The organism is Nocardiopsis sp. NPDC058631 (assembly GCF_042716955.1).
Classification (GTDB): Bacteria; Actinomycetota; Actinomycetes; order Streptosporangiales; family Streptosporangiaceae; genus Nocardiopsis.
The window spans coordinates 16,732-35,480 of record NZ_JBHXQY010000066.1 but is presented as its reverse complement, the minus strand read 5'-3'; the positions used below and the strand labels follow the sequence as shown (position 1 = coordinate 35,480).

The following is an 18,749-nucleotide window of genomic DNA, read 5'->3' as shown; positions in this document are numbered from 1 at the left end:
CCCTCTACCACTGGGACCTGCCCCAGGCACTGGAGGACGAGGGCGGCTGGCGGGTGCGCGACACGGCGGCCCCGCGCGGGCACGCGGCGGGCGGGTGCGCGGACAGCACACGGAGGGTCCACCGACTCACCCGCGCACGCGGGCGGTGACCCGGATCCCACCTAGGCAGGCAGAGCGTGGCAAGAGCGATCGCGGTGCTCATCGGTTCGCCCGGATCGGGCAAGTCCACCGTCGGCGAGGCCCTGGCCCAACGGCTCGGGGCGGACCTGCTGTGCACCGACACCGAGATTGAACGGCGCGCGGGCAAACCCGTCGGCGACATCTTCATCGAGGACGGCGAGGAGCACTTCCGCGCCCTTGAACGGGAGGTCGTCGCCGAGGGCCTGCGCGACTGGGAGGGCGTGATCGCCGTCGGCGGCGGCGCCGTCCTGGACCAGAGCACCCGCGCGGACCTGGCCGACCACCACGTGGTCTACCTCCAGGTCGAGTTCGGCGAGGCCGCCAAGCGCGTCGGTATGGACACGGCCCGTCCCCTGCTCTCCGGCAACCCCCGGACGCAGCTGCGCAAGCTGCTCAACGAGCGCCTGCCCGTCTACGAGGGCCTCGCCACCGTGACCGTGCCAACGACCGGCTTCCACCCCGAAGAGATCGTCGACGCCATCCTGCCCACACTGGCCGGACAGAGCACCGGAAAGGCCCAGCAGTGACCGTGACCCGCATCGGTGTCGGTGACCCCTCCGGCCGCTACGACGTGGTCGTCGGCAGCGGCGTCCTCTCCGAGCTCCCCTCACTGGTCGGTGACGCCGCGCAGGTCGCCGTCATCCACCCCGAGGGTCTGGGCGGGATCGCGCGCCCCGTGGTCGGTGCCCTGGAGTCCGCCGGCTACCGCGCGCACTCCCTGCCCGTCCCCGACGGCGAGGCAGCCAAGACCGCCGCCGTCGCCACCGACCTGTGGTCCCGGCTCGGAGAGCGCAACTTCACCCGCAGCGACGCGGTCGTGGGTGTCGGCGGGGGTGCTGCCACCGACCTGGCCGGCTTCGTCGCCGCCACATGGCTGCGCGGGGTGCGCTCCGTCCTGGTGCCCACGACGCTGCTCGGCATGGTCGACGCGGCCGTCGGCGGCAAGACCGGTATCAACACCCCCGAGGGCAAGAACCTCGTCGGCGCCTTCCACCCCCCGGCCGGTGTCCTGTGCGACCTCGCCACCCTGCCGAGCCTGCCCAGGGCCGACTACGTGGGCGGCCTCGCCGAGATCATCAAGGCCGGTTTCATCGACGACCCGGTGATCTGCGACCTGGTGGAGGACGACCCGGAGGGCGCCGCGCGCCCCGAAGGGGCCCACACCCGCGAACTCATCGAGCGTGCCATCCGGGTCAAGGCCGACGTCGTCTCCGGGGACCTGCGGGAGAGCGGTCGCCGCGAGATCCTCAACTACGGGCACACCCTCGGGCACGCGGTCGAGCGGGCGGAGAACTACACGTTCCGGCACGGCTACGCGGTCGCGATCGGCATGGTGTACGCCGCCGAGCTGGCCCGCCTGGACGGGCGCATCGGTACCGACCTGGTCGAGCGACACCGCTCCCTGCTCTCGTCGGTGGGGCTGCCCACCTCCTACGCGCGGGAGGCGTGGCCCCAGCTGCGCGCCGCCATGAGCGTCGACAAGAAGGCCCGCGGGGCGACGCTGCGCTTCGTCGTCCTGGACGGCCCGGCCGCCCCCGCCATCCTCAGCGGACCCTCCCCCGAACTGCTCGACGAGGCGTACCGCGCGGTCACGGGCGACGCCTGAGTTCCGCACAGCCACTAGACTGCACCCAGGTGATGTGCGCACTGGTGCACTCGGGGAGGTCCCCGAGGTGCCCGCGCACCGCCCCACCGACCACCGGCCGGTCCCCCGGGTCCGGTCCCCGACGTGTCACACCCCTGGAGAGACGACCGAAGTGGCCTCGACGAACGACATCAAGAACGGCACGACCCTGCGACTCGACGGCGGCGTCCTCTGGAGCGTCCTGGAGTTCCAGCACGTCAAGCCGGGCAAGGGCGGCGCGTTCGTCCGCACCAAGCTCAAGAACGTGCTGACCGGCAAGATCGTCGACAAGACCTTCAACGCGGGCGCACGGGTCGAGTTCGCCAGCGTGGACCGCCGTGACATGGAGTACCTGTACCACGACGGCGAGTCCTTCATCTTCATGGACACCCAGACCTTCGACCAGCTTCCGGTCTCCGCGACGGTCGTCGGCGGCAACAGCGACTTCCTGCTGGAGAACACCAAGGTCACCGTGGCCACCAACGAGGGCAACCCGCTCTACATCGAGCTGCCCGCCGCCGTCGAGCTGGAGATCACCCAGACCGACCCGGGCGTCCAGGGCGACCGCTCCACCGGCGGCACCAAGCCCGCGACCGTCCAGACCGGCGCCACCATCCAGGTGCCCCTGTTCATCACCACCGGCGAGCGCGTCAAGGTCGACACCCGCACGGGCGACTACCTCGGGCGAGTCAACTGATGAGCGGTGCACGGCGCAAGGCACGTCGGCGCGCGGTCGAGGTCCTCTACGAGGCCGAGGTGCGCGGCACCTCGGTGGAGGACGTCATCAAGCGCCGCCGGGCCCAGCCCGAGCCTCCGATCAACGAGTTCACGGAGGACCTGGCCCGCTCGGTCGACGGACGGCGTGAGCGCATCGACGAACTCCTGGACACCTACGCCATCGGCTGGACCCTGGAGCGCATGCCGGTCGTCGACCGCAACATCCTCCGGATGGGCGCCTACGAGCTGCTCTGGGCCGAGGACATCCCCGACGGCGTCGCGATCGCCGAGGCCGTCGGTGTGGCCAAGGAGCTCTCCACCGACGAGTCGCCCAACTTCATCAGCGGACTTCTGTCACGCTTGATGGAGAACAAGGCGACGCTCTCGCTCTGACACCGCCGCACAGGCGGGACGGTCGGGGCAACGTGCTTGAGGGGACGCAAGTGACTGACAGGACCGGCGTGAGCGCGACCACCGGCGGAGGCTCCGGCGCGGGTTGGGCGACCGGCCCGGCGCGGGCCGCCGGAGCGGCCAGGACGGCGGTCGTGTGGGACGCCCTCTCACGGCTGCTGGAGGAGCTCGCGCAGGACGGCCCCCTGGAGATCGTCGACGCGGGCGGGGGTACCGGCGGAGCCGCGGTCCCGCTCGCCGAGCTCGGCCACCGTGTGACGGTCGTCGAGCCCAGCCCCGACTCCCTCGCGGCCCTCGAACGCCGTGCGGCCGAGCAGGGCGTGACGGTGCGCGGGGTCCAGGGGGAGACCCGCGACCTGGCGTCCCTGTTCGCGCCCGGCAGCGCCGACCTCGTACTGGTGCACAACGTGCTGGAGTACGTGGAGGACCCCGTCGCGGCGCTGCGCGACGTGGTCGGCATCACCCGTGAGGGCGGTGCCGTGAGCCTGCTCGTCACCAACGCGGCGGCCGGCGCGCTGCACCGTGCCCTGGCCGGGCACATCGCTGAGGCACACCACCTGCTCGGCGACCCGGACGGGCGCTGGGGCGAGGGCGACCCGATGCCGCGCCGTTTCACCAGGCGCCAGCTCCTGGAACTGGTCGGCGGGGCCGGCCTGACCGGGGAGAGCGTCCGCGGGGTCAGGGTCTTCGCCGACCTGGTGCCCGGGCACGCCTGGGAGGGCGACGCCCAGGCCGGGCAGCACCTGGTGGAGCTGGAGCGGTCCGCCGCCGAACACCCCGAGCTGATCGGCTTCGCCACACAGCTGCACGCCATCGCCCACCGGCCCTGAGGGGGAGGGCCCCGGCCCTCCCCCGTGCCGGAGCCCGGCGGCGACACCGTCGCGCGCCTCCCCGGACACCCGCAGCCCTCCTACGCGCGGAGCCAGGCGGCGTGCCCCCCCGCGGCCCGGTCCGGGCCTTCACCCCGGTGCGGCGGGGCCACGGCACCCGGGGGGCGCACACACTGCGTCAGGGCATAACCTGGTCCCATGAGCCGACGTCAGCTGGAACGCGGTGCCGCACTCCGCGGCATGGTCTCCCCGGACGGCATCGTGCCGTTGGGCGTCGACTTCCCCGAGGACGGGTCCGGCCCCGACTCCGACTGCCACATCCTGCACCTGGACATGGACGCGTTCTTCGCGAGTGTCGAGCAGCTGCGCCACCCCGAGGCACGCGACCGCCCCGTCATCGTGGGCGGCACCGGTCCGCGCAGCGTCGTCTCCTCCGCCGACTACCTCGCCCGGGCGAAGGGCGTGCACTCGGCGATGCCCATGGCGCGGGCACTGCGCCTGTGCCCGGAGGCCGCGGTCTTCCCACCCGACGGCGCCGCCTACCGGCAGGCGTCGGAGGCCGTGATGGACATCCTGCGCTCGGTGACCCCGGTGGTGCAGCCGCTCTCCCTGGACGAGGCGTTCCTGGACGTGTCCGGAGCCCGGCGCCGTCTGGGCGGACCGGTGCGCATCGCCGCGATGATCCGTGAGCGCGTGCGCTCCGAGCAGCGCCTCACCTGCTCGGTCGGGGTGGCCGCCAACCGCTTCACCGCGAAGCTGGGCTCCACGCACTGCAAGCCCGACGGGCTGCTGCTGGTACCCACCGCCGACGTGCGGGGGTTTTTGGACCCGCTCCCGGTGGGCGCGCTGCCCGGGGTGGGGGACAGGACCGAGCAGACCCTGGTCGCTCTGGGCCTGCGCACGGTCGGCCAGCTGGCCCGGTACGAGCCGGACATGCTGCGGATGGAGCTGGGAAACAAGGCGGGCAGCCGCTTGGCCGCGCTGGCCCGGGGCGTGGACGAGAGCGTGGTCGTCCAGGAGTCCGCCGACAAGAGCGTCGGTGCCGAGGAGACCTTCGACGAGGACGTCGCCGACCCGGAGATGGTTGACAGGGAGCTGCTGAGGCTCGCGGAGAAGGTGGGGCGACGGCTGAGGGCGTCGGGCCAGGTGGGGCGCACGGTGAGCGTGAAGCTGCGCCGAGCGGATTTCTCCACGATCACCCGGTCGCGGACCCTGGCCGAGAGCACTGACGTGGCCCGCGAGATCAACGCTGTCGCCCGCGAACTGTACGCCGCCTCCGGCCTGCGCCGGACGCCGTTGCGCCTGATCGGCGTACGTGTCGAGGGGGTCGCCCCGGCGGAGCAGGCCCATCGTCAATTGGCGTTGGGGGAGGAGGACTCTGGTTGGCGGGACGTTGAACGGGTTATGGACCGGGTAACAGCCCGTTTCGGTCCAGGCGCGATACAGTCGGCCGTGTTGGCCAAGCGTGACGAAAACGACGTATGATGCGGCAACTTCCGGCGCCCTCGGAGCGTTCTAAGGGTACGACCGGAGTCAGGGTAGAAGAGAGGCTTGGAAGCCGGTGTTTCCGATACAGGGCGAGGGTATCGTGACCGTTGTGGGTCAGGTACGCGCGCAGCTTTTCTTTCCACCAGGCGCTAGTACAACGTATTCTGGGCATACCACTGACCAAGAGAATGTTCATCAGTACCCGTCACCCCAATCGGGGACTGTCGTAGGGAGGCGCCGTGCCGCTCTCTGAACACGAGCAGCGCATGCTCGACCAGATCGAGCGGGCGCTGTATGCCGAGGACCCGAAGTTCGCGAACACTGTTCGGCAGACGAACCCCGCGGTCCATTACAAGCGCTGGATCATCAAGGCCGGGCTCGGATTCGTCGTCGGCATCGTTTTGCTGATGACGGGGCTGATGCTCCAGCCCACCGCTGTCCAGGTCACCATCAGCGTCCTCGGTTTCCTCGTCATGCTGTCGTGCTTCCTGTGGGGGGCCAACGCGTGGCGCAAGGCGTCCGGTGGGGGTGCCGAGGCCGCGGTGGCATCGGCAGAGCCCAAACAGAAGCGCCGGGGCGGAAGCCGTCCCGGCATGATGAACCGCTTCGAGGAGCGCTGGCGTCGTCGCCAGGAAGGCGAGGAGTGATCCCGCTGACCCGCGGCCGCCCCGTGTGGCCGTCGGGCGCGTGGTCGCGCCTCCCATGACGCCGGTTCGTGTCCGGTCCCCGGATCGGACGCGCACCGTCACGTGGTGGGGTCCCGCAGATCTTCGCGGGGCCCCACCACGTTGTCGTTGGGCCCGTGCGGCAAGCACGAATCGCCCGTCGTGGATTAGTTCAGACTTTGCTTTGGTGCGGCTTGTTAAGCGTCTTCGAGGCTGGCCGAAACCCGGGCCGCCCCGACCCGTGACGCGGGTCGGGGCGGCGGTGTCCTACGGGGTCGCGGTGGCCGGGCCTGGTGCCGGACGCGGCCGGCACCAGGGGGCCAGGGACCGCGGCAGCAGGACCGCGCGGATCCGGGTACCCGGCCCGGTCGCCGCGGCCAGACCGGCGCAGGCCGTCCCCAGGTCCCCGCGCAGATCGGCTGTGCCGGTCGGCGCGGGCGCGTAGCGCGCCGACTCCTCGGCCAGCGCGATCCGCCACAGCGCCGCGACGGCCTCCGCCGGCACAGGGGGCGGCCCCTCACCGGCGCGACCGGTCTGCGCGGAGAAGCGGGACAGCCGTTCGGCCGTGGCACGCGGGCTCTCGGCCAGCACCCATGCGCCGCCCAGGTCCAGGCAGGTGTCCCGAAGCTCCCGCCAGGCGGTGTGCGCGCCCGCCGCCGGGTCGCCGCCCGAGAGGGAGGCGACCCGGGACCAGCGCACCAGGGCCCGCACCAGGGCGGGCAGCGCCAGCAGCAGCAGTGCTCCGACCACGCCGCCCGCAGCGGGAAGCCACGACAGGTCGGGGCCGGCCGTCGAACCGCCCCCGGTGGCCGTGGCGGCCCCGGGCTCCTCGCCCTCCTGGGGAGGGGCGCTCTCCTCAGGTGACCCGCTGGGCTCCTGGGGGTCCGCACCCGGTTCCGTGTTCTCGGGGTCCTCGGTGGCCGGGTCCCGTGGCTCCTCCGGGGTCCGCTCCCCGGTGCCGCCGCCGGACGCGTAGTCGGGCACCGTCGCGGAACCCTGCCCCGCGCCACCGCTCGCGGCGGGGGTCGGCTCGAACCGCACCCAGCCCGCGTCCTCGAAGTACAGTTCGGGCCACGCGTGGGCGTCGCCCACCGACACCGCCCACCGGCCGTCCCCCCGGAGCTCACCGGCCGTGTAACCCACGGCGACCCGCGCGGGGATGTCGGCCTGGCGGGCCATGATCGCCATGGCCCCGGCGAACTGCTCGCAGTAGCCCACCCGGTCCTCCAGGAGGAAGTGGGTGAGCGGGTCGGCGCCCTCGGGCACTCCCGGCGGGGACAGGTCGTAGGTGAACAGGCCTCCGGTGAAGTACTCCTGGAGCGCCACGGCCCGCTCGTACGGCGACTCCGCGTCCGCGACGAGGTCGTCGGTCAGGGTCTGCACCGCCGGGTCCAGACCGCTCGGAAGGCTCCGGTGGTCGCCCGGAAGCGAGCGGGGGGTCCCGGAGGCGGCCAGCTCGTCCCCCGAGGGAGTCCGGTCCACCGTCTCCACGGAGAAGTTCAGACCGGTGGGCGGGCTGTCCGTGGTGAACACCATGAGACTGTCGGGGTCGGCGTACCACTCGCCGGGTGCGTCCACCGCGCGCGCCCAGTACGGCAGCGGCAGGAAGTCCATCCTGGGCGAGTCGGAGTCCAGGGAGATCCGTGTCGTCACGGGGGTGCCGGAGGGTTCCCCGTCCCATCCCGCGGGCAGGGGGAGCTCCCCCCTGGCCAGGGTGTCGCCCGACGCGCTCACCGGGGACATCGTCCAGTTCTCGCCGTCGAACTCGTCCAGCACGTACGTGCGCAGGTAGTCGGGCTCCTCGGCGTCGGTGCGGTAGGTCAGCACCGTCCGGTCGGAGGAGGCCCCCAGCTCCCGGCGGAGCGAGACCAGCGGGTGCGTCGTGGTGATGACGTCCCCGCCGACGCCGATGTAGGCCCCGTCGGCCATCGTGTAGAACACGTCGCTGCGCAGGGAGGGGATCGCCAGCGGCACCGTCACGGCGAGCAGGACGGCGGCGGCCGAGGCCACCGACACCGTGACCACGCGGCGCACCCCGCTCAGCAGGCGCGCCGACGAGTCGTGCCCGTCGGGGACGCGCATGCCCCACTCGCGACCGCGCACCCACATGTCCACCGCGAGCATGAGCAGGAATCCGACGGCGCAGGAGACCGCGGCGACCACCCCGACACCGCCGTCGTCCACCACCAGCGGGACGGCCACCAGCGCCAGCAGGAGGCCGCCGACCATGCCGGGGCAGCGTGCGGTCACCGCGAGGAAGTCCGAGGCCATCGCGAACACCGCGAACACCAGAGCGATGATCATCGTCACCCCGGCGGAGGCCGCCACCGGCGGTGGGTTCCCGTCGATGGTGGCGATGCCCTCCTCGAACGCCCGCACCAGGTGATCCAACGAGTCCGCTGAGGGCAGGAGCCCGAGGAGGGCCCCCTGGGGGGCGAAGAGGGGGGTGCTGAGGAACGCGACCGCGAACAGCTGGAGGAACGGCACGGGGAGGGAGTTCCACCCGCTCAGGCGGTACAGGGCGGAAATCCCGGCCACCGCGGCCGTCAGGACGGCGGCGGGGACCCACCAGGTCCCACCGTGCACGACCGTGCCCAGCAGCGGCAGTGCCGCCAGCAGGCAGACCAGGGACGCCAGGGGCATCAGTGCTCTCAACGCGGGCCCTTTCCGGGGGTGCGGGGCGCGGCGGCCCGTGCGGAGGCGTTCGTTCCGGTGGGGGCCGCCGCGAGGCTCCACAGCCGCGGCAGCTCCGCGAGGGAGGACAGGACGAGGACGCGCCACCCGGCGGACACCAGGATGTCGCGGACCCCGCCCACGGCGTCGTGTCCGGCCCAGGCGGCCCGGGCACACAGTACGGCGACCCGCGCCCCGCTGCCGCCGGTGCGGGCCAGGGCCGCGGCCTCCTCGGGGGTCAGCGCGCCCAGGACGGCCACGATGAGGCTGGACGTGCCGCGGGAGTTGCCGAGCAGGCCGATGCCGCCGAGCAGCCCGGGGGTGTCGGAGGGTTCCGCCACGGCCAGACCGTCCAGGACGCCGGCCGCGCTCATGGTCGGAACGCGGCCGCGCTCGGTGTGCAAGCGCAGGCCGTGGCCGCCGTCGAGCAGGTTCAGTGCCACGGACGCGGCCACGCTGACCGCCGTCTCCAGGGACCCCGCGGGTCCCTCCGACCCGTGGGCGGACCGCCGGGTGTCCAGCAGGATCGTGCTGTTCTCCCGCCAGTGCTGTTCGTCCCGGCGCACCATCAGCTCACCGTGCTTGGCGGTGGAACGCCAGTGGACCCTGCGCAGCTCGTCGCCGTACTGGTACTCGCGCGGCACCGGGTCCTGCTCCCCCGCGCCGGTCAACGAGCGACGGGGCGACTCCTCCCCCTGCGAACCGTCGGCGGAGCCCAGCGTCGGCAGGGGGACGGTCACAGGGGTCACGAGCAGGTGGGTGGGGGCGCCGACCCGGCGGCTGACGCGCACGCACCCCAGGGGGTCGGTCACCGCCACGCGCAGCGGGCCCACCGGGTAGTTTCCCCGTCCGGCGGGCCGCACGAGGTAGGAGACGTCGCGGACGGAGCGCGGCCCGAGGTAGCCCACTGTGTACCGGGGCTCGGCGCCCAGGGGGACGGGCAGGGTGTCCTCGACGGATACCGAGGCGACCGGCCAGGCGGACGAGGAGTTGCCGACCCGGACCAGGACCCGGGCGTCGTGGCCGGTCGCGACGCGGGTGGGTGCCACGGTCCGGCTGTGCACGATCCGGGATGCGGCTCCCAGGACCGTCAGTGCGGAGAGCGGCGGCACCACGGTGAGGAGCACGCCCACACCCACGAGTTCACGTTGCCCGACGGCGAAACCGGCCACCAGGGCGATCACGCCGAAGACGAGCATGAACGCGCCGCGCGGGGTGAGCGTCCGTCGAGGCCGCTCCTGCGCGGGCCGCGTGCGGGGGTGGTCCGCGACGGGCGGCGGGGGCGGCGCTCCGTGGTGGAGGGGAGGTGGCGGGGTGTGCGGGGGAGGCGTCTGGTGGCGGACGACGGGCGGGCGCATGGACCCTCTCTCGGAGGAGGCCCGGACCCGGCGGTGCGGGGAGGACGGGCGGGGGAACGGGAGGAGCGGGGCGCCGCGGCCTCCGGCCGACCGCGGCTACTGCGGTCCGGGCACGGGCAGGCGCGCGACCAGCTTGGCGACGATCTGTTCGGCCGAGAGGCGCTCCATCTGCGCCTCCGGCGCGGGCAGCAGCCGGTGCGCGAGCACCGGTACGGCCAGGGCCTGCACGTCGTCGGGGACGACGTAGTGCCGCCCGTCCAGGGCGGCGTAGGCGCGTGCCGCCCGCACCAGGTGCAGGGTCGCGCGCGGTGAGGCGCCCAGGCGCAGGTCCGGGCTGGTCCGGGTGGAGTTGACGAGGTCGACGACGTAGCGGCGCATGCCGGGGGCGACGTGGACCGTGCGCACCCGGTCGGTGAGGTCGCGGATCTGCTCGGCGTCGGTGACCGGGGCGAGGGTGTCCAGGGGGGAGCGGGAGCTGTGCGAGTCGATCATGTCGAGTTCGGCCTGCGGTGCCGGGTAGCCCACGGACACGCGGGCCATGAACCGGTCGCGCTGCGCCTCGGGGAGCGCGTAGGTGCCCTCCATGTCCGAGGGGTTCTGCGTGGCCACCACCATGAACGGCCGTTCCAGGGCGCGGGTCTGCCCGTCGACGCTGACCTGGCGCTCGGCCATGCACTCCAGGAGGGCCGCCTGGGTCTTGGGCGAGGCCCGGTTGATCTCGTCGCCCAGCACGATGTTGGCGAAGACCGGGCCCGGGTTGAACTCGAACTCGCGCCGGTCCTGGTGGTAGACGCTGACGCCGGTGATGTCGCTGGGCAGCAGGTCCGGGGTGAACTGGACGCGCTGCACGGAGCAGTCCACCGCCCGCCCCAGGGCCTTGGCCAGCATGGTCTTGCCGACGCCGGGAACGTCCTCGATGAGCAGGTGGCCCTCGGCGAGCAGGACCGTCAGAGCGATGCGCAGCACCTCCGGCTTGCCCTCGATGACCGTCTCGATCGCGCCGCGGATGCGGTCCGCCACGGCGACGATCCCGCTGACGTCCTCCTGGACGCCGCCCCCGCGACCGCCGTGGTGTGTGCCGAGTGACACGAGACCCCTCCCGCTCCGTATGGCTTCGTGTGTCGGTGTTCGGAACCGAGGCTAGGCCCAATCGGAGCGATTGCAAACCAAAGCGCCGGAATCGGCGGACGATTGATTCCACGGTCAACCAAAGAGGTCAAAGGGCCCGAATCGCTCTGTTGGGCCTTGGCGCCCCCGTTCGGCGCACCCTGTCTGGCCCACGCGCGCCCGCGCGCGAGGAAGGGATCGTTTTCGCAGGTCGGAGGGTATGTGTGGGGAGAGCGCAAGGCGACACCCGGTGGCGCCCGCACGCGCCTCTCGCGCTCCACCGTCCTGACCTGCGCATTTGTCGATCCTTCAGGGGGTGAATCCCGATTGGAGCTGTTGACGGTGGGGAAGAGTGGAGTAAGGTGGAGCAGCGTGGAGAGGGTGAATTCTCCACTTCGGGGAGTGAGGGGGTGGGAGTGTGTTCCTCGGCACCCACACGCCTCGCCTCGACGAGAAGGGACGGTTGTTCCTTCCCGCGAAGTACCGCGACGAGCTGTCGGGGGGTCTGGTGGTCACCAAGGGCCAGGAGCGCTGCCTCTACGTCTTCCCGGCGGAGGAGTTCCAGCGCATCACCGACGCGCTCGCCAGCACCCCGGTCACGGCCAAGTCGGTCCGCGACTACAGCAGGGTCCTCTTCGCCAGTGCCTCCGACGAGACCTGCGACAAGCAGGGCCGGGTGACCATCCCGTCGAAGCTTCGCGAGTACGCGGGTCTCGAACGCGAGTGCGTGGTCATCGGCGCCAACACCCGCCTGGAGATCTGGGACGCCGACGCGTGGTCCGAGTACGAGGCCGAGCAGGAACAGGCCTTCGCGCAGCTCTCGGAGGAGGTGCTGCCCGGGGTGCTGTGAACCCGGCGGAGCCACCGCCGGAACGAGCGGCACAACAGTCACACCCCTTGCAGACCCGGGGCCGGCAACGGCCTCCGGACACGGCACACGCGACCTGGCGCGACTTCCCCGGTGCCAGGTCGTGAACGCGAGCCCGCCGAACGGTGGACAATAGCGGCCGTGTCCGGATGGCCCTGCCGGAACCCGGTCGGGCCACGCGAAGGACACCGCGGAGCGCACCAACACGGCGCTACCGCGGCGACCAGGGGAGACGGCGAAAGCGTGGAGGAACAGCACAGCATGGGGGACACCCGGCAAGGCGAGCACCCCGAAGGGGACGGCTCGGCCAGCGAGCACGAGAGCACCGGCGACACCGACAGCGGTGACCGCCGCACGGAGCAGACCGCGCCGGAACCGCCGTCCGAGGCGGGCAGAGAGCGCCGGGAGGGCCCGCTGCACGTCCCGGTCATGCTCGACCGGATCGTCGAACTCCTCGCCCCCGCGCTCACCGCGCCCGGCTCCGTGCTCGTGGACGGCACCCTGGGCCTGGGAGGCCACTCCGAGGCCCTGCTCAGGGCCTGCCCCACGATGCGCCTGGTCGGCGTCGACCGCGACACCACCGCCCTGGAGCGCAGTGCCGCGCGTCTCGCCCCCTACGCGGACCGCACCCACTTCGTGCACGCGGTCTACTCCGACATCCCACGGGCGCTGGACGAGGCGGGAGTCACCGAGGCCGACGCCGTCCTGCTCGACCTGGGCGTGTCCTCACCGCAGCTGGACGAGACCGACCGCGGTTTCGCCTACGCCCACGACGCGCCGCTGGACATGCGCATGGACCGGTCCCAGTCCCTGACCGCGGCCGAGATCGTCAACACCTACCCCGTCGGTGAGCTCACCCGTGTCCTGCGGTCCTACGGCGAGGAGCGCTTCGCCTCCCGCGTCGCCAGGGCCATCGAGCGGCGGCGCGAGCAGGGACCCCTCGATTCGACGCGCGAACTCGCCGAGCTGGTCCGCGACGCGATCCCGGCGGCGACCCGCCGCACCGGCGGCCACCCGGCCAAGCGCGCCTTCCAGGGTCTGCGCATCGAGGTCAACGCCGAGCTCTCCATCCTGGAGCGCACCCTGCCCGCCGCGATCTCCCGGCTGGGCCTCGGGGGGCGCATCGCGGTCCTGTCCTACCACTCGCTGGAGGACCGGATGGCCAAGAGGGCGTTCGCCGCCCTGGCGACCGACACCACACCCGTGGGCCTGCCCGTCCCCCTCCCTGACCGGCAGCCCGAACTCCGGCTCCTCACCCGGGGGGCCGAGCTCCCCTCGGACGAAGAGAACGAACGCAACCCGCGCGCCCAGTCGGCCCGTCTCCGGGCGGCCGAACGGGTACGGCCGCCGCGGCAGTAGGGAGACCAGATGAGCACGAGGACGGACACGCGTCGAGCACCGGCACGCCGGGCCGGGGGAGGAGGGGGCACCGCCCCCGCCTCGGCCAAGCGGGCCGCGGCCCGTGAACCCGGGACGGCACGCGGCCGAGCGGCCCCGGGCGGCCACGGGCGCGCGCCGCGCATCCCCTTCGTCCTTCTCGTCCTGTGCCTGCTCGGCGGGGCGCTGGTCGGCCTGCTGGTGCTGCGCAGTGTCATCGCCCAGGAGGCGTTCGTCATCACTAGCCTCCAGGCGGAGAACCGGGAGCTCTCGCAGGAGGAGCAGCAGCGCCGCAACAACGTCGCCCACCTGGAGGCCTCCGAGCGGATCAGCGAGGAGGCCGAGTCCATGGGCATGGAACAGGGCGAGGCCCCGCTCTTCCTCGACCCGGAGAACGGTGAGATCGCCGGGAGCGCCGGGAGCGGTGAGTGAGCGCACCGAGGGACCGACGCCCCCGCGACCCCCGCAGGCCCGGAGCGGCGAGCCGCTCCGGAGCCCGGCCCAGCAAGCGCTCCCAGCGTGAACCGCGCCGCCCGGTCGGCGGCACCCGCGCCCGCTCCTCGGCACGAGCCGAGGGGCGGTCCGCGCGCGGGGGGCGCGACGGGGACCGGGGCGCCGCTCGGCCCCGGTCGGCGCCCCCTCCGCCCCCGCCCCTGCTGCGCCGCACCTTCCGACGGGGGGAGCCGCACAGCCGCATCAAGTTCGGCGGCGTGCTGATCGTCGTCATCATGGTGCTCTTCGCCGGGCGCCTGGTGCAGATCCAGGGCCTGGAGGCGGAGCAGTACGCCGAGGCGGCCTCCCAGACCCGTCTCCAGACCATCGACATCCCCACCCTGCGCGGAGAGATCACCGACGCCGGGGGGAACCCGTTCGCCCTGTCGGTGGAGGTGCGCACCGTCTTCGTCGACCCCGAGGAGGTCGAAGAGGACGAGCGCGCCCAGCTGATCGACGAGCTCGTCACCCGTTTCGACCTGGACGAGGCCGAGGTCACCGCGAAGGTCGACGCCACGCCCAGCCGCTACCAGGTGGTGGCCACGGAGATCCTGCCCCGCGACTGGGCGGAGCTGCGCGACCTGGGCCTGTCCGGTGTGGGCTCGGAGGTGGCCTACGACCGCGTCTACCCGGAGGAGACCGGGGCAGCGGACCTGGTCGGGTTCGTGGGCTCGGAGGGCCACGGCCTGGAGGGCCTGGAGGGCTACCTCGACAGCACCCTGGCGGGCGACTCGGGTACGCGGCAGGTCGAGGTCGGCGCCGACGGCACCCAGATCCCCATGGCCGGAGGCCTGGTCCGCGAGCCCGTGCCCGGTCAGGACGTCCGGCTGACCCTGGACCAGGACATCCAGTGGTACGCCGCGCAGACCCTCGCCCAGAGGGTGGAGGAGCTCGACGCCGTCGCGGGCAGTGTCGTCGTGGAGCGCGTCGGCACCGGGGAGGTCCTCGCGATGGCCGACTTCCCGACCTACTCCCAGGCCGACATCGACTCCACCGGGCCCGAGCAGTGGTCCAACGGGGCCGTCGCGGAGACCTTCGAACCGGGCAGCACCAACAAGGTCATCACGGTCGGCGCGGCACTGGAGGAGGGGCTCACCACCCCGGACACGGTGTACACCGTGCCGTACTCCCTGCAGTACTACGACCAGACCTTCCGCAACTCCAGCAACGACGGCACACAGCGCCTCACGGTCAACGGCATCATGGCCCAGTCCAGCAACGTCGGCACCATCAAGATCGCCGACCAGGTGCAGGCCGGGCTCCTGCACTCCTACATCGAGGACTTCGGGCTCGGCCAGCCGACCGGGCTGAACCTGCCCGGCGAGGAGGCCGGCGTGCTGACGGACCCCGACGACTGGTGGGGAACCCAGCTGCCGTCGGTGTCCATCGGGCACGGGCTGTCGGTGAACGCCGCGCAGATGGCCTCGGTGTACTCCACCGTCGCCAACGGCGGCGTGCGGGTGTCCCCGACACTGGTCGCCGGGACGGTGGACACCGACGGGGAGTTCACCCCCGCGGAGGAGCCCGAGCAGCGACGGGTTCTCAGCGAGGAGACGGCCGAACAGCTCGCGCTCATGCTGGAGGCGGTCACCAGCGACGAGGGCACCGCCCCGCAGGCCCGCATCGACGGGTACCGGGTCGCGGGCAAGACGGGCACCGCCAACCGCATCAACCCGGAGACGGGCAGCTACGAGGACGGCGGCTACACGGCGACCTTCTCGGGTTTCGCTCCCGCGGACGACCCGGAGGTCGTCGTGCAGGTGGTCCTGCACAACCCGCAGGGCACCTACTACGGCGGAGAGGCGGCCGGACCGGTGTTCAACGACATCATGTCCTTCGCGCTGAAGTCGTTGAAGGTCCCGCCGACGGACACCGAACCGCCCGCCATCCGGCTGTTCGAGGAGGAGGGCACTTCCTAACCGCACGCGCCCTCCGGCCCCGGAGGGGCACCGGTGCCGTCAGGGCCCGGTGCCCAGGTGCCCGTCCAGGTGGGCGCGGACGGAGCGGACGTGCTCGGGGCCGGTGCGGCAGCACCCGCCCACGAGCACCGCTCCCGCCTCGTACCAGGACACCGCGGCCTCACCGAACCCACCGGGCTCGCTGAGGCCCGTCCACCTCCCGCGGGACGCGTCCCAGCTCTCGCCCGAGTTGGGGTAGGCGATCGCCGGCAGGCCCGCCTCGGCCACCGCGCGTACCAGGGACAGGACGTGGCGGGGTGCGGTGCAGTTGACGCCCACGGCGACGAGCCTCCCGGCGGCGTGCAGCGGTGCGAGCTCGGCGGCCGCGCGGCGCAGAGGGGTGCCGTCGCCGAGGTGCTCGCCGTCACGGCAGGAGAAGCTGATCCACGCGCGCGGGCCGGGGACCTCGTCGAGCAGCCGGGCCAGGGCCCGCGCCTCGGGCAGGGAGGGAACCGTCTCGCAGGCCATGAGGTCGGCCCCCGCGCCGGCGAGCACGCGCCACCGCTCGCGGTGCCAGGCGTGAAGGCCGTCCTCGTCCAGGTCGTAGTCACCGGTGTACTCGGAGCCGTCCGCCCGGGCGGCCCCGTAGGGGCCCACCCCCGCCGCGACCAGGCCCGATCCGAACGCGTCCCGCTCGGACCGCGCCAGATCCACGGAGCGGACGAGCAGCCCGACGGCCTCGCGCCGCGTGAAACCCCGGGCGGTCAGCCCGGGGATGCTCGCCTGGTACCCGGCGGCGGTCGCCACGTCGGCGCCCGCCTCGAAGTAGTCCCGGTGCGCCCGGCGGACCAGGTCCGGCTCGTCGGCCAGCGTCCTCGCCGACCACAGCCCGCCGCCCAGGTCGCAGCCGTAGGACTCCAGACGGGTCGCCAGCCCGCCGTCGAGGACCAGCGGGCGTCCGCCGATCGCTCCGGGTGCCGTCCGGACCACACCGACCTCCCTCGTCGATCTCCCACCAGGGTAGGCAGGGAACGGGCCACCGGGGACACCGGCCGGTCACCGGCGCGGGGGAGGTCCCGCGCGACCCGTCCGCGGCCCCGTCCGGGAATCCCCGCCGAACGCAGCGTGGAAATTACCGACCGGTCGTCCGCACCGGTTAACCTCCACACGTGCCACCGGTAATGCGACCTGAACACACGCCACTTCGTCCCCTGTCCGCCCTCGCAGCGCTGCTCGGGCCGGACGCCACTCTCCTGCGCCCGGACCTCGGCGCGGACCACCCGGCCGAGGTGCCCGGCAGGGAGGTGCACGTACGCGGCATCACCCACGACTCACGGAAGGCGGGCCCCGGAGACCTCTACGCGGCCCTGCCCGGAACCCGCGCCCACGGCGCGGACTTCTCCGCGCAGGTGGCGCAGGCCGGAGCCGCCGCCATCCTCACCGACCCCGCCGGGGCCGCCCGCGCCTCGGAGGCGGGCCTGCCCGTGATCGTCGTGCCCGACGCGCGCGCCGCGCTCGGTACGGCGGCCTCCTGGGTCTTCAAGGACCCCGCGCAGGACCTCCTGCTGATCGGCACCACCGGTACCAGCGGCAAGACCACCGTCACCTACCTGGTCGAGTCCGGTCTGCGCCGGGCCGGGATGAGCACCGGCCTCGTCGGCACCGTGGAGATGCGCGTCCGGGACGAGCGGGTCGTGTCGTCCCTCACCACCCCCGAGGCCACGGACCTGCACGGGCTGTTCGCGCTCATGCGCGAGGAGGGCGTCACCGCCGCAGCCATGGAGGTCTCCAGCCACGCCCTCGCGCTGGGCCGGGTCGGCGGTACCCGCTACGACGTCGCGATCTTCACGAACCTGTCCCAGGACCACCTGGACTTCCACTCGGACCTGCGCGACTACTTCGACACGAAGGCGCGCCTGTTCAGCCCTGAGTACTGCGACATCGCGGTCATCAACGCCGACGACCGGTTCGGCCGCGCCCTCGTGGACATGGTGCAGGCCGACGGGAGGATCCCCGTCACCACCTTCGCCGTGGACGGCTGCACCGACGCCGACCCGGCCACGGCCATGGAGGCCGACTGGCGGGCCGTGGACGTCGTCCTGGGGGCCACGGGCAGCACGTTCCGCATCGTCGGCCCGGGCGGCATGGAGGCGGACGCCTCCGTCGGCCTGCCCGGACCGTTCAACGTCTCCAACGCGATGGCCGCCATCATCGGCCTGGTCGAGGCGGGCCTGCCGCTGGAGATCGCGATCGCGGGCGTGGCCGCCGCGCCAGGGGTCCCCGGCCGGATGGAGCCCGTGGTCGTCGACGACGTGCCCCGTGTGTTCCAGGACTTCACCGCGCTCGTCGACTACTCCCACAAACCCGGCGCCATCGAGGCCGTCCTCACCGCGCTCCGCGCCACCACCGACGGTGACGTGACCATGGTGGTGGGCTGCGGGGGCGACCGCGACAGGGCCAAGCGCCCCCTCATGGGCGAGGCCGCCGCGCGCCTGGCGGACCAGGTGGTCATCACCAACGACAACCCCCGCACCGAGGACCCCGTCTCCATCGCCGCGGCGATGCTCGAAGGGGTGATCAAGGTCCCCGAGGACCAGCGCGCGCGTATCACCGTCGAACTCGACAGGGCCGAGGCCATCCGCCTCGCGGTGGACCGCCTCCGGTCGGGCGACGTGATCGTCGTCGCTGGAAAGGGCCACGAGACCGGTCAGTACGTCAAGGGCGAGATCCTGCCCTTCGACGACCGCGCTGTGCTGCGCCGGGCCATCGGGGACCACCTCGCCGTGAGCTCCCGCGAACGGCTGGGCGTGGCCCTCCAGGACATCCACAGGGCACCTGACGAGGGATGACCCCGCAACACTCCCGGGCGGCATCCGTCTGGGACACGGGGCGCGGACCATGTCCGCGCCCCTCGTGCGTTCCCACGGCCCGGGGCACGCGGATCGGTGGCCGCAGCAGCCCTGCCGGTCACGAAGTGGACCATATTGCTCCACACGGGCCCCGGCGGGACCCCGGACACCGCAATGTGTTCTAAGGTAGGTCCGGCAATCGCAGCCCGACC

The 18,749-nt window shown here is 72.8% G+C and carries 16 protein-coding genes and 1 pseudogene; 13 read left to right on the top strand and 4 right to left on the bottom strand.

Annotated features, from left to right (window positions below):
* From ACFWTE_RS20715 to ACFWTE_RS20680, 8 genes and pseudogenes are all read left to right on the top strand, one after another.
* Positions 1-68 (top strand): annotated as a pseudogene (locus ACFWTE_RS20715) (family 1 glycosylhydrolase); the annotation flags it as partial.
* A gap of 126 nt (positions 69-194) precedes the next feature.
* Complete coding sequence (locus ACFWTE_RS20710) at positions 195-707, top strand: shikimate kinase (RefSeq protein ID WP_378781262.1); 513 nt, start codon at positions 195-197, stop codon at positions 705-707.
* A complete protein-coding gene (gene aroB, locus ACFWTE_RS20705; protein ID WP_378781256.1) occupies positions 704-1,786 on the top strand; it encodes a 3-dehydroquinate synthase in 1,083 nt (360 codons plus the stop codon). The genes ACFWTE_RS20710 and aroB overlap by 4 nt, the downstream gene beginning before the upstream one ends.
* Before the next feature lie 151 nt (positions 1,787-1,937).
* Positions 1,938-2,501, top strand: coding sequence for an elongation factor P (gene efp / locus ACFWTE_RS20700; RefSeq protein ID WP_378781254.1), 564 nt, complete (start codon positions 1,938-1,940; stop codon positions 2,499-2,501).
* A complete protein-coding gene (gene nusB / locus ACFWTE_RS20695) occupies positions 2,501-2,914 on the top strand; it encodes a transcription antitermination factor NusB (RefSeq protein WP_330092327.1) in 414 nt (137 codons plus the stop codon). The genes efp and nusB overlap by 1 nt, the downstream gene beginning before the upstream one ends.
* Positions 2,915-2,964: 50 nt before the next feature.
* Positions 2,965-3,762, top strand: a complete 798-nt coding sequence (locus ACFWTE_RS20690) for a methyltransferase domain-containing protein (RefSeq protein ID WP_378781253.1) — start codon at positions 2,965-2,967, stop codon at positions 3,760-3,762.
* 198 nt (positions 3,763-3,960) lie between these two features.
* A complete protein-coding gene (dinB, locus tag ACFWTE_RS20685; RefSeq protein WP_378781252.1) occupies positions 3,961-5,247 on the top strand; it encodes a DNA polymerase IV in 1,287 nt (428 codons plus the stop codon).
* A gap of 242 nt (positions 5,248-5,489) precedes the next feature.
* A complete protein-coding gene (locus ACFWTE_RS20680; RefSeq protein WP_378781251.1) occupies positions 5,490-5,897 on the top strand; it encodes a DUF3040 domain-containing protein in 408 nt (135 codons plus the stop codon).
* Between the two features lie 285 nt (positions 5,898-6,182).
* On the opposite strand, the gene ACFWTE_RS20675 is transcribed toward ACFWTE_RS20680, so the two are convergent.
* The 3 genes from ACFWTE_RS20675 to ACFWTE_RS20665 all read right to left on the bottom strand — a co-directional run bounded on the left by ACFWTE_RS20675 (position 6,183) and on the right by ACFWTE_RS20665 (position 11,035).
* On the bottom strand, positions 6,183-8,558 hold the full coding sequence (locus ACFWTE_RS20675; RefSeq protein ID WP_378781261.1) for a transglutaminaseTgpA domain-containing protein: 2,376 nt from the start codon (positions 8,556-8,558) through the stop codon (positions 6,183-6,185).
* Between the two features lie 8 nt (positions 8,559-8,566).
* Positions 8,567-9,787 carry a DUF58 domain-containing protein gene (locus ACFWTE_RS20670; RefSeq protein WP_378781259.1) on the bottom strand — a complete coding sequence of 407 codons (1,221 nt, stop codon included), beginning with the start codon at positions 9,785-9,787 and terminating at the stop codon, positions 8,567-8,569.
* A 255-nt stretch (positions 9,788-10,042) separates the two neighbouring features.
* On the bottom strand, positions 10,043-11,035 hold the full coding sequence (locus tag ACFWTE_RS20665; protein WP_378781250.1) for an AAA family ATPase: 993 nt from the start codon (positions 11,033-11,035) through the stop codon (positions 10,043-10,045).
* Between the two features lie 436 nt (positions 11,036-11,471).
* On the opposite strand from ACFWTE_RS20665, the gene mraZ reads away from it, so the two are divergent.
* From mraZ to ACFWTE_RS20645, 4 genes are all read left to right on the top strand, one after another.
* Entirely contained in the window at positions 11,472-11,903 is a 432-nt protein-coding gene (mraZ, locus tag ACFWTE_RS20660) for a division/cell wall cluster transcriptional repressor MraZ (RefSeq protein WP_378781249.1), read from the top strand.
* Positions 11,904-12,182: 279 nt separating this feature from the next.
* Positions 12,183-13,280 (top strand): 16S rRNA (cytosine(1402)-N(4))-methyltransferase RsmH, encoded by a 1,098-nt coding sequence (rsmH, locus tag ACFWTE_RS20655; protein ID WP_378781258.1) that lies wholly within the window; start codon positions 12,183-12,185, stop codon positions 13,278-13,280.
* Between the two features lie 9 nt (positions 13,281-13,289).
* On the top strand, positions 13,290-13,730 hold the full coding sequence (locus ACFWTE_RS20650) for a hypothetical protein (RefSeq protein ID WP_378781247.1): 441 nt from the start codon (positions 13,290-13,292) through the stop codon (positions 13,728-13,730).
* Positions 13,727-15,709: a peptidoglycan D,D-transpeptidase FtsI family protein gene (locus ACFWTE_RS20645; RefSeq protein ID WP_378781246.1), complete on the top strand. Its 1,983-nt coding sequence runs from the start codon at positions 13,727-13,729 to the stop codon at positions 15,707-15,709. The genes ACFWTE_RS20650 and ACFWTE_RS20645 overlap by 4 nt, the downstream gene beginning before the upstream one ends.
* A gap of 39 nt (positions 15,710-15,748) precedes the next feature.
* On the opposite strand, the gene mmuM is transcribed toward ACFWTE_RS20645, so the two are convergent.
* Complete coding sequence (gene mmuM, locus ACFWTE_RS20640) at positions 15,749-16,678, bottom strand: homocysteine S-methyltransferase (protein WP_378781245.1); 930 nt, start codon at positions 16,676-16,678, stop codon at positions 15,749-15,751.
* Between the two features lie 191 nt (positions 16,679-16,869).
* Here mmuM and ACFWTE_RS20635 point away from each other — a divergent pair, with 191 nt between their 5' ends.
* A complete protein-coding gene (locus ACFWTE_RS20635) occupies positions 16,870-18,537 on the top strand; it encodes a UDP-N-acetylmuramoyl-L-alanyl-D-glutamate--2,6-diaminopimelate ligase (protein WP_378781243.1) in 1,668 nt (555 codons plus the stop codon).
* The last annotated feature ends 212 nt before the right edge of the window (positions 18,538-18,749 follow it).

Coding starts and splice junctions, on each gene's coding strand:
- nusB (WP_330092327.1), top strand. CDS start 2,501: ATGAGCGGTGCACGGCGCAAGGCACGTCGGCGCGCGGTCGAGGTCCTC.
- dinB (WP_378781252.1), top strand. CDS start 3,961: ATGAGCCGACGTCAGCTGGAACGCGGTGCCGCACTCCGCGGCATGGTC.
- ACFWTE_RS20675 (WP_378781261.1), bottom strand. CDS start 8,558: ATGCCCCTGGCGTCCCTGGTCTGCCTGCTGGCGGCACTGCCGCTGCTG.
- ACFWTE_RS20670 (WP_378781259.1), bottom strand. CDS start 9,787: ATGCTCGTCTTCGGCGTGATCGCCCTGGTGGCCGGTTTCGCCGTCGGG.
- rsmH (WP_378781258.1), top strand. CDS start 12,183: ATGGGGGACACCCGGCAAGGCGAGCACCCCGAAGGGGACGGCTCGGCC.
- ACFWTE_RS20650 (WP_378781247.1), top strand. CDS start 13,290: ATGAGCACGAGGACGGACACGCGTCGAGCACCGGCACGCCGGGCCGGG.
- ACFWTE_RS20635 (WP_378781243.1), top strand. CDS start 16,870: ATGCGACCTGAACACACGCCACTTCGTCCCCTGTCCGCCCTCGCAGCG.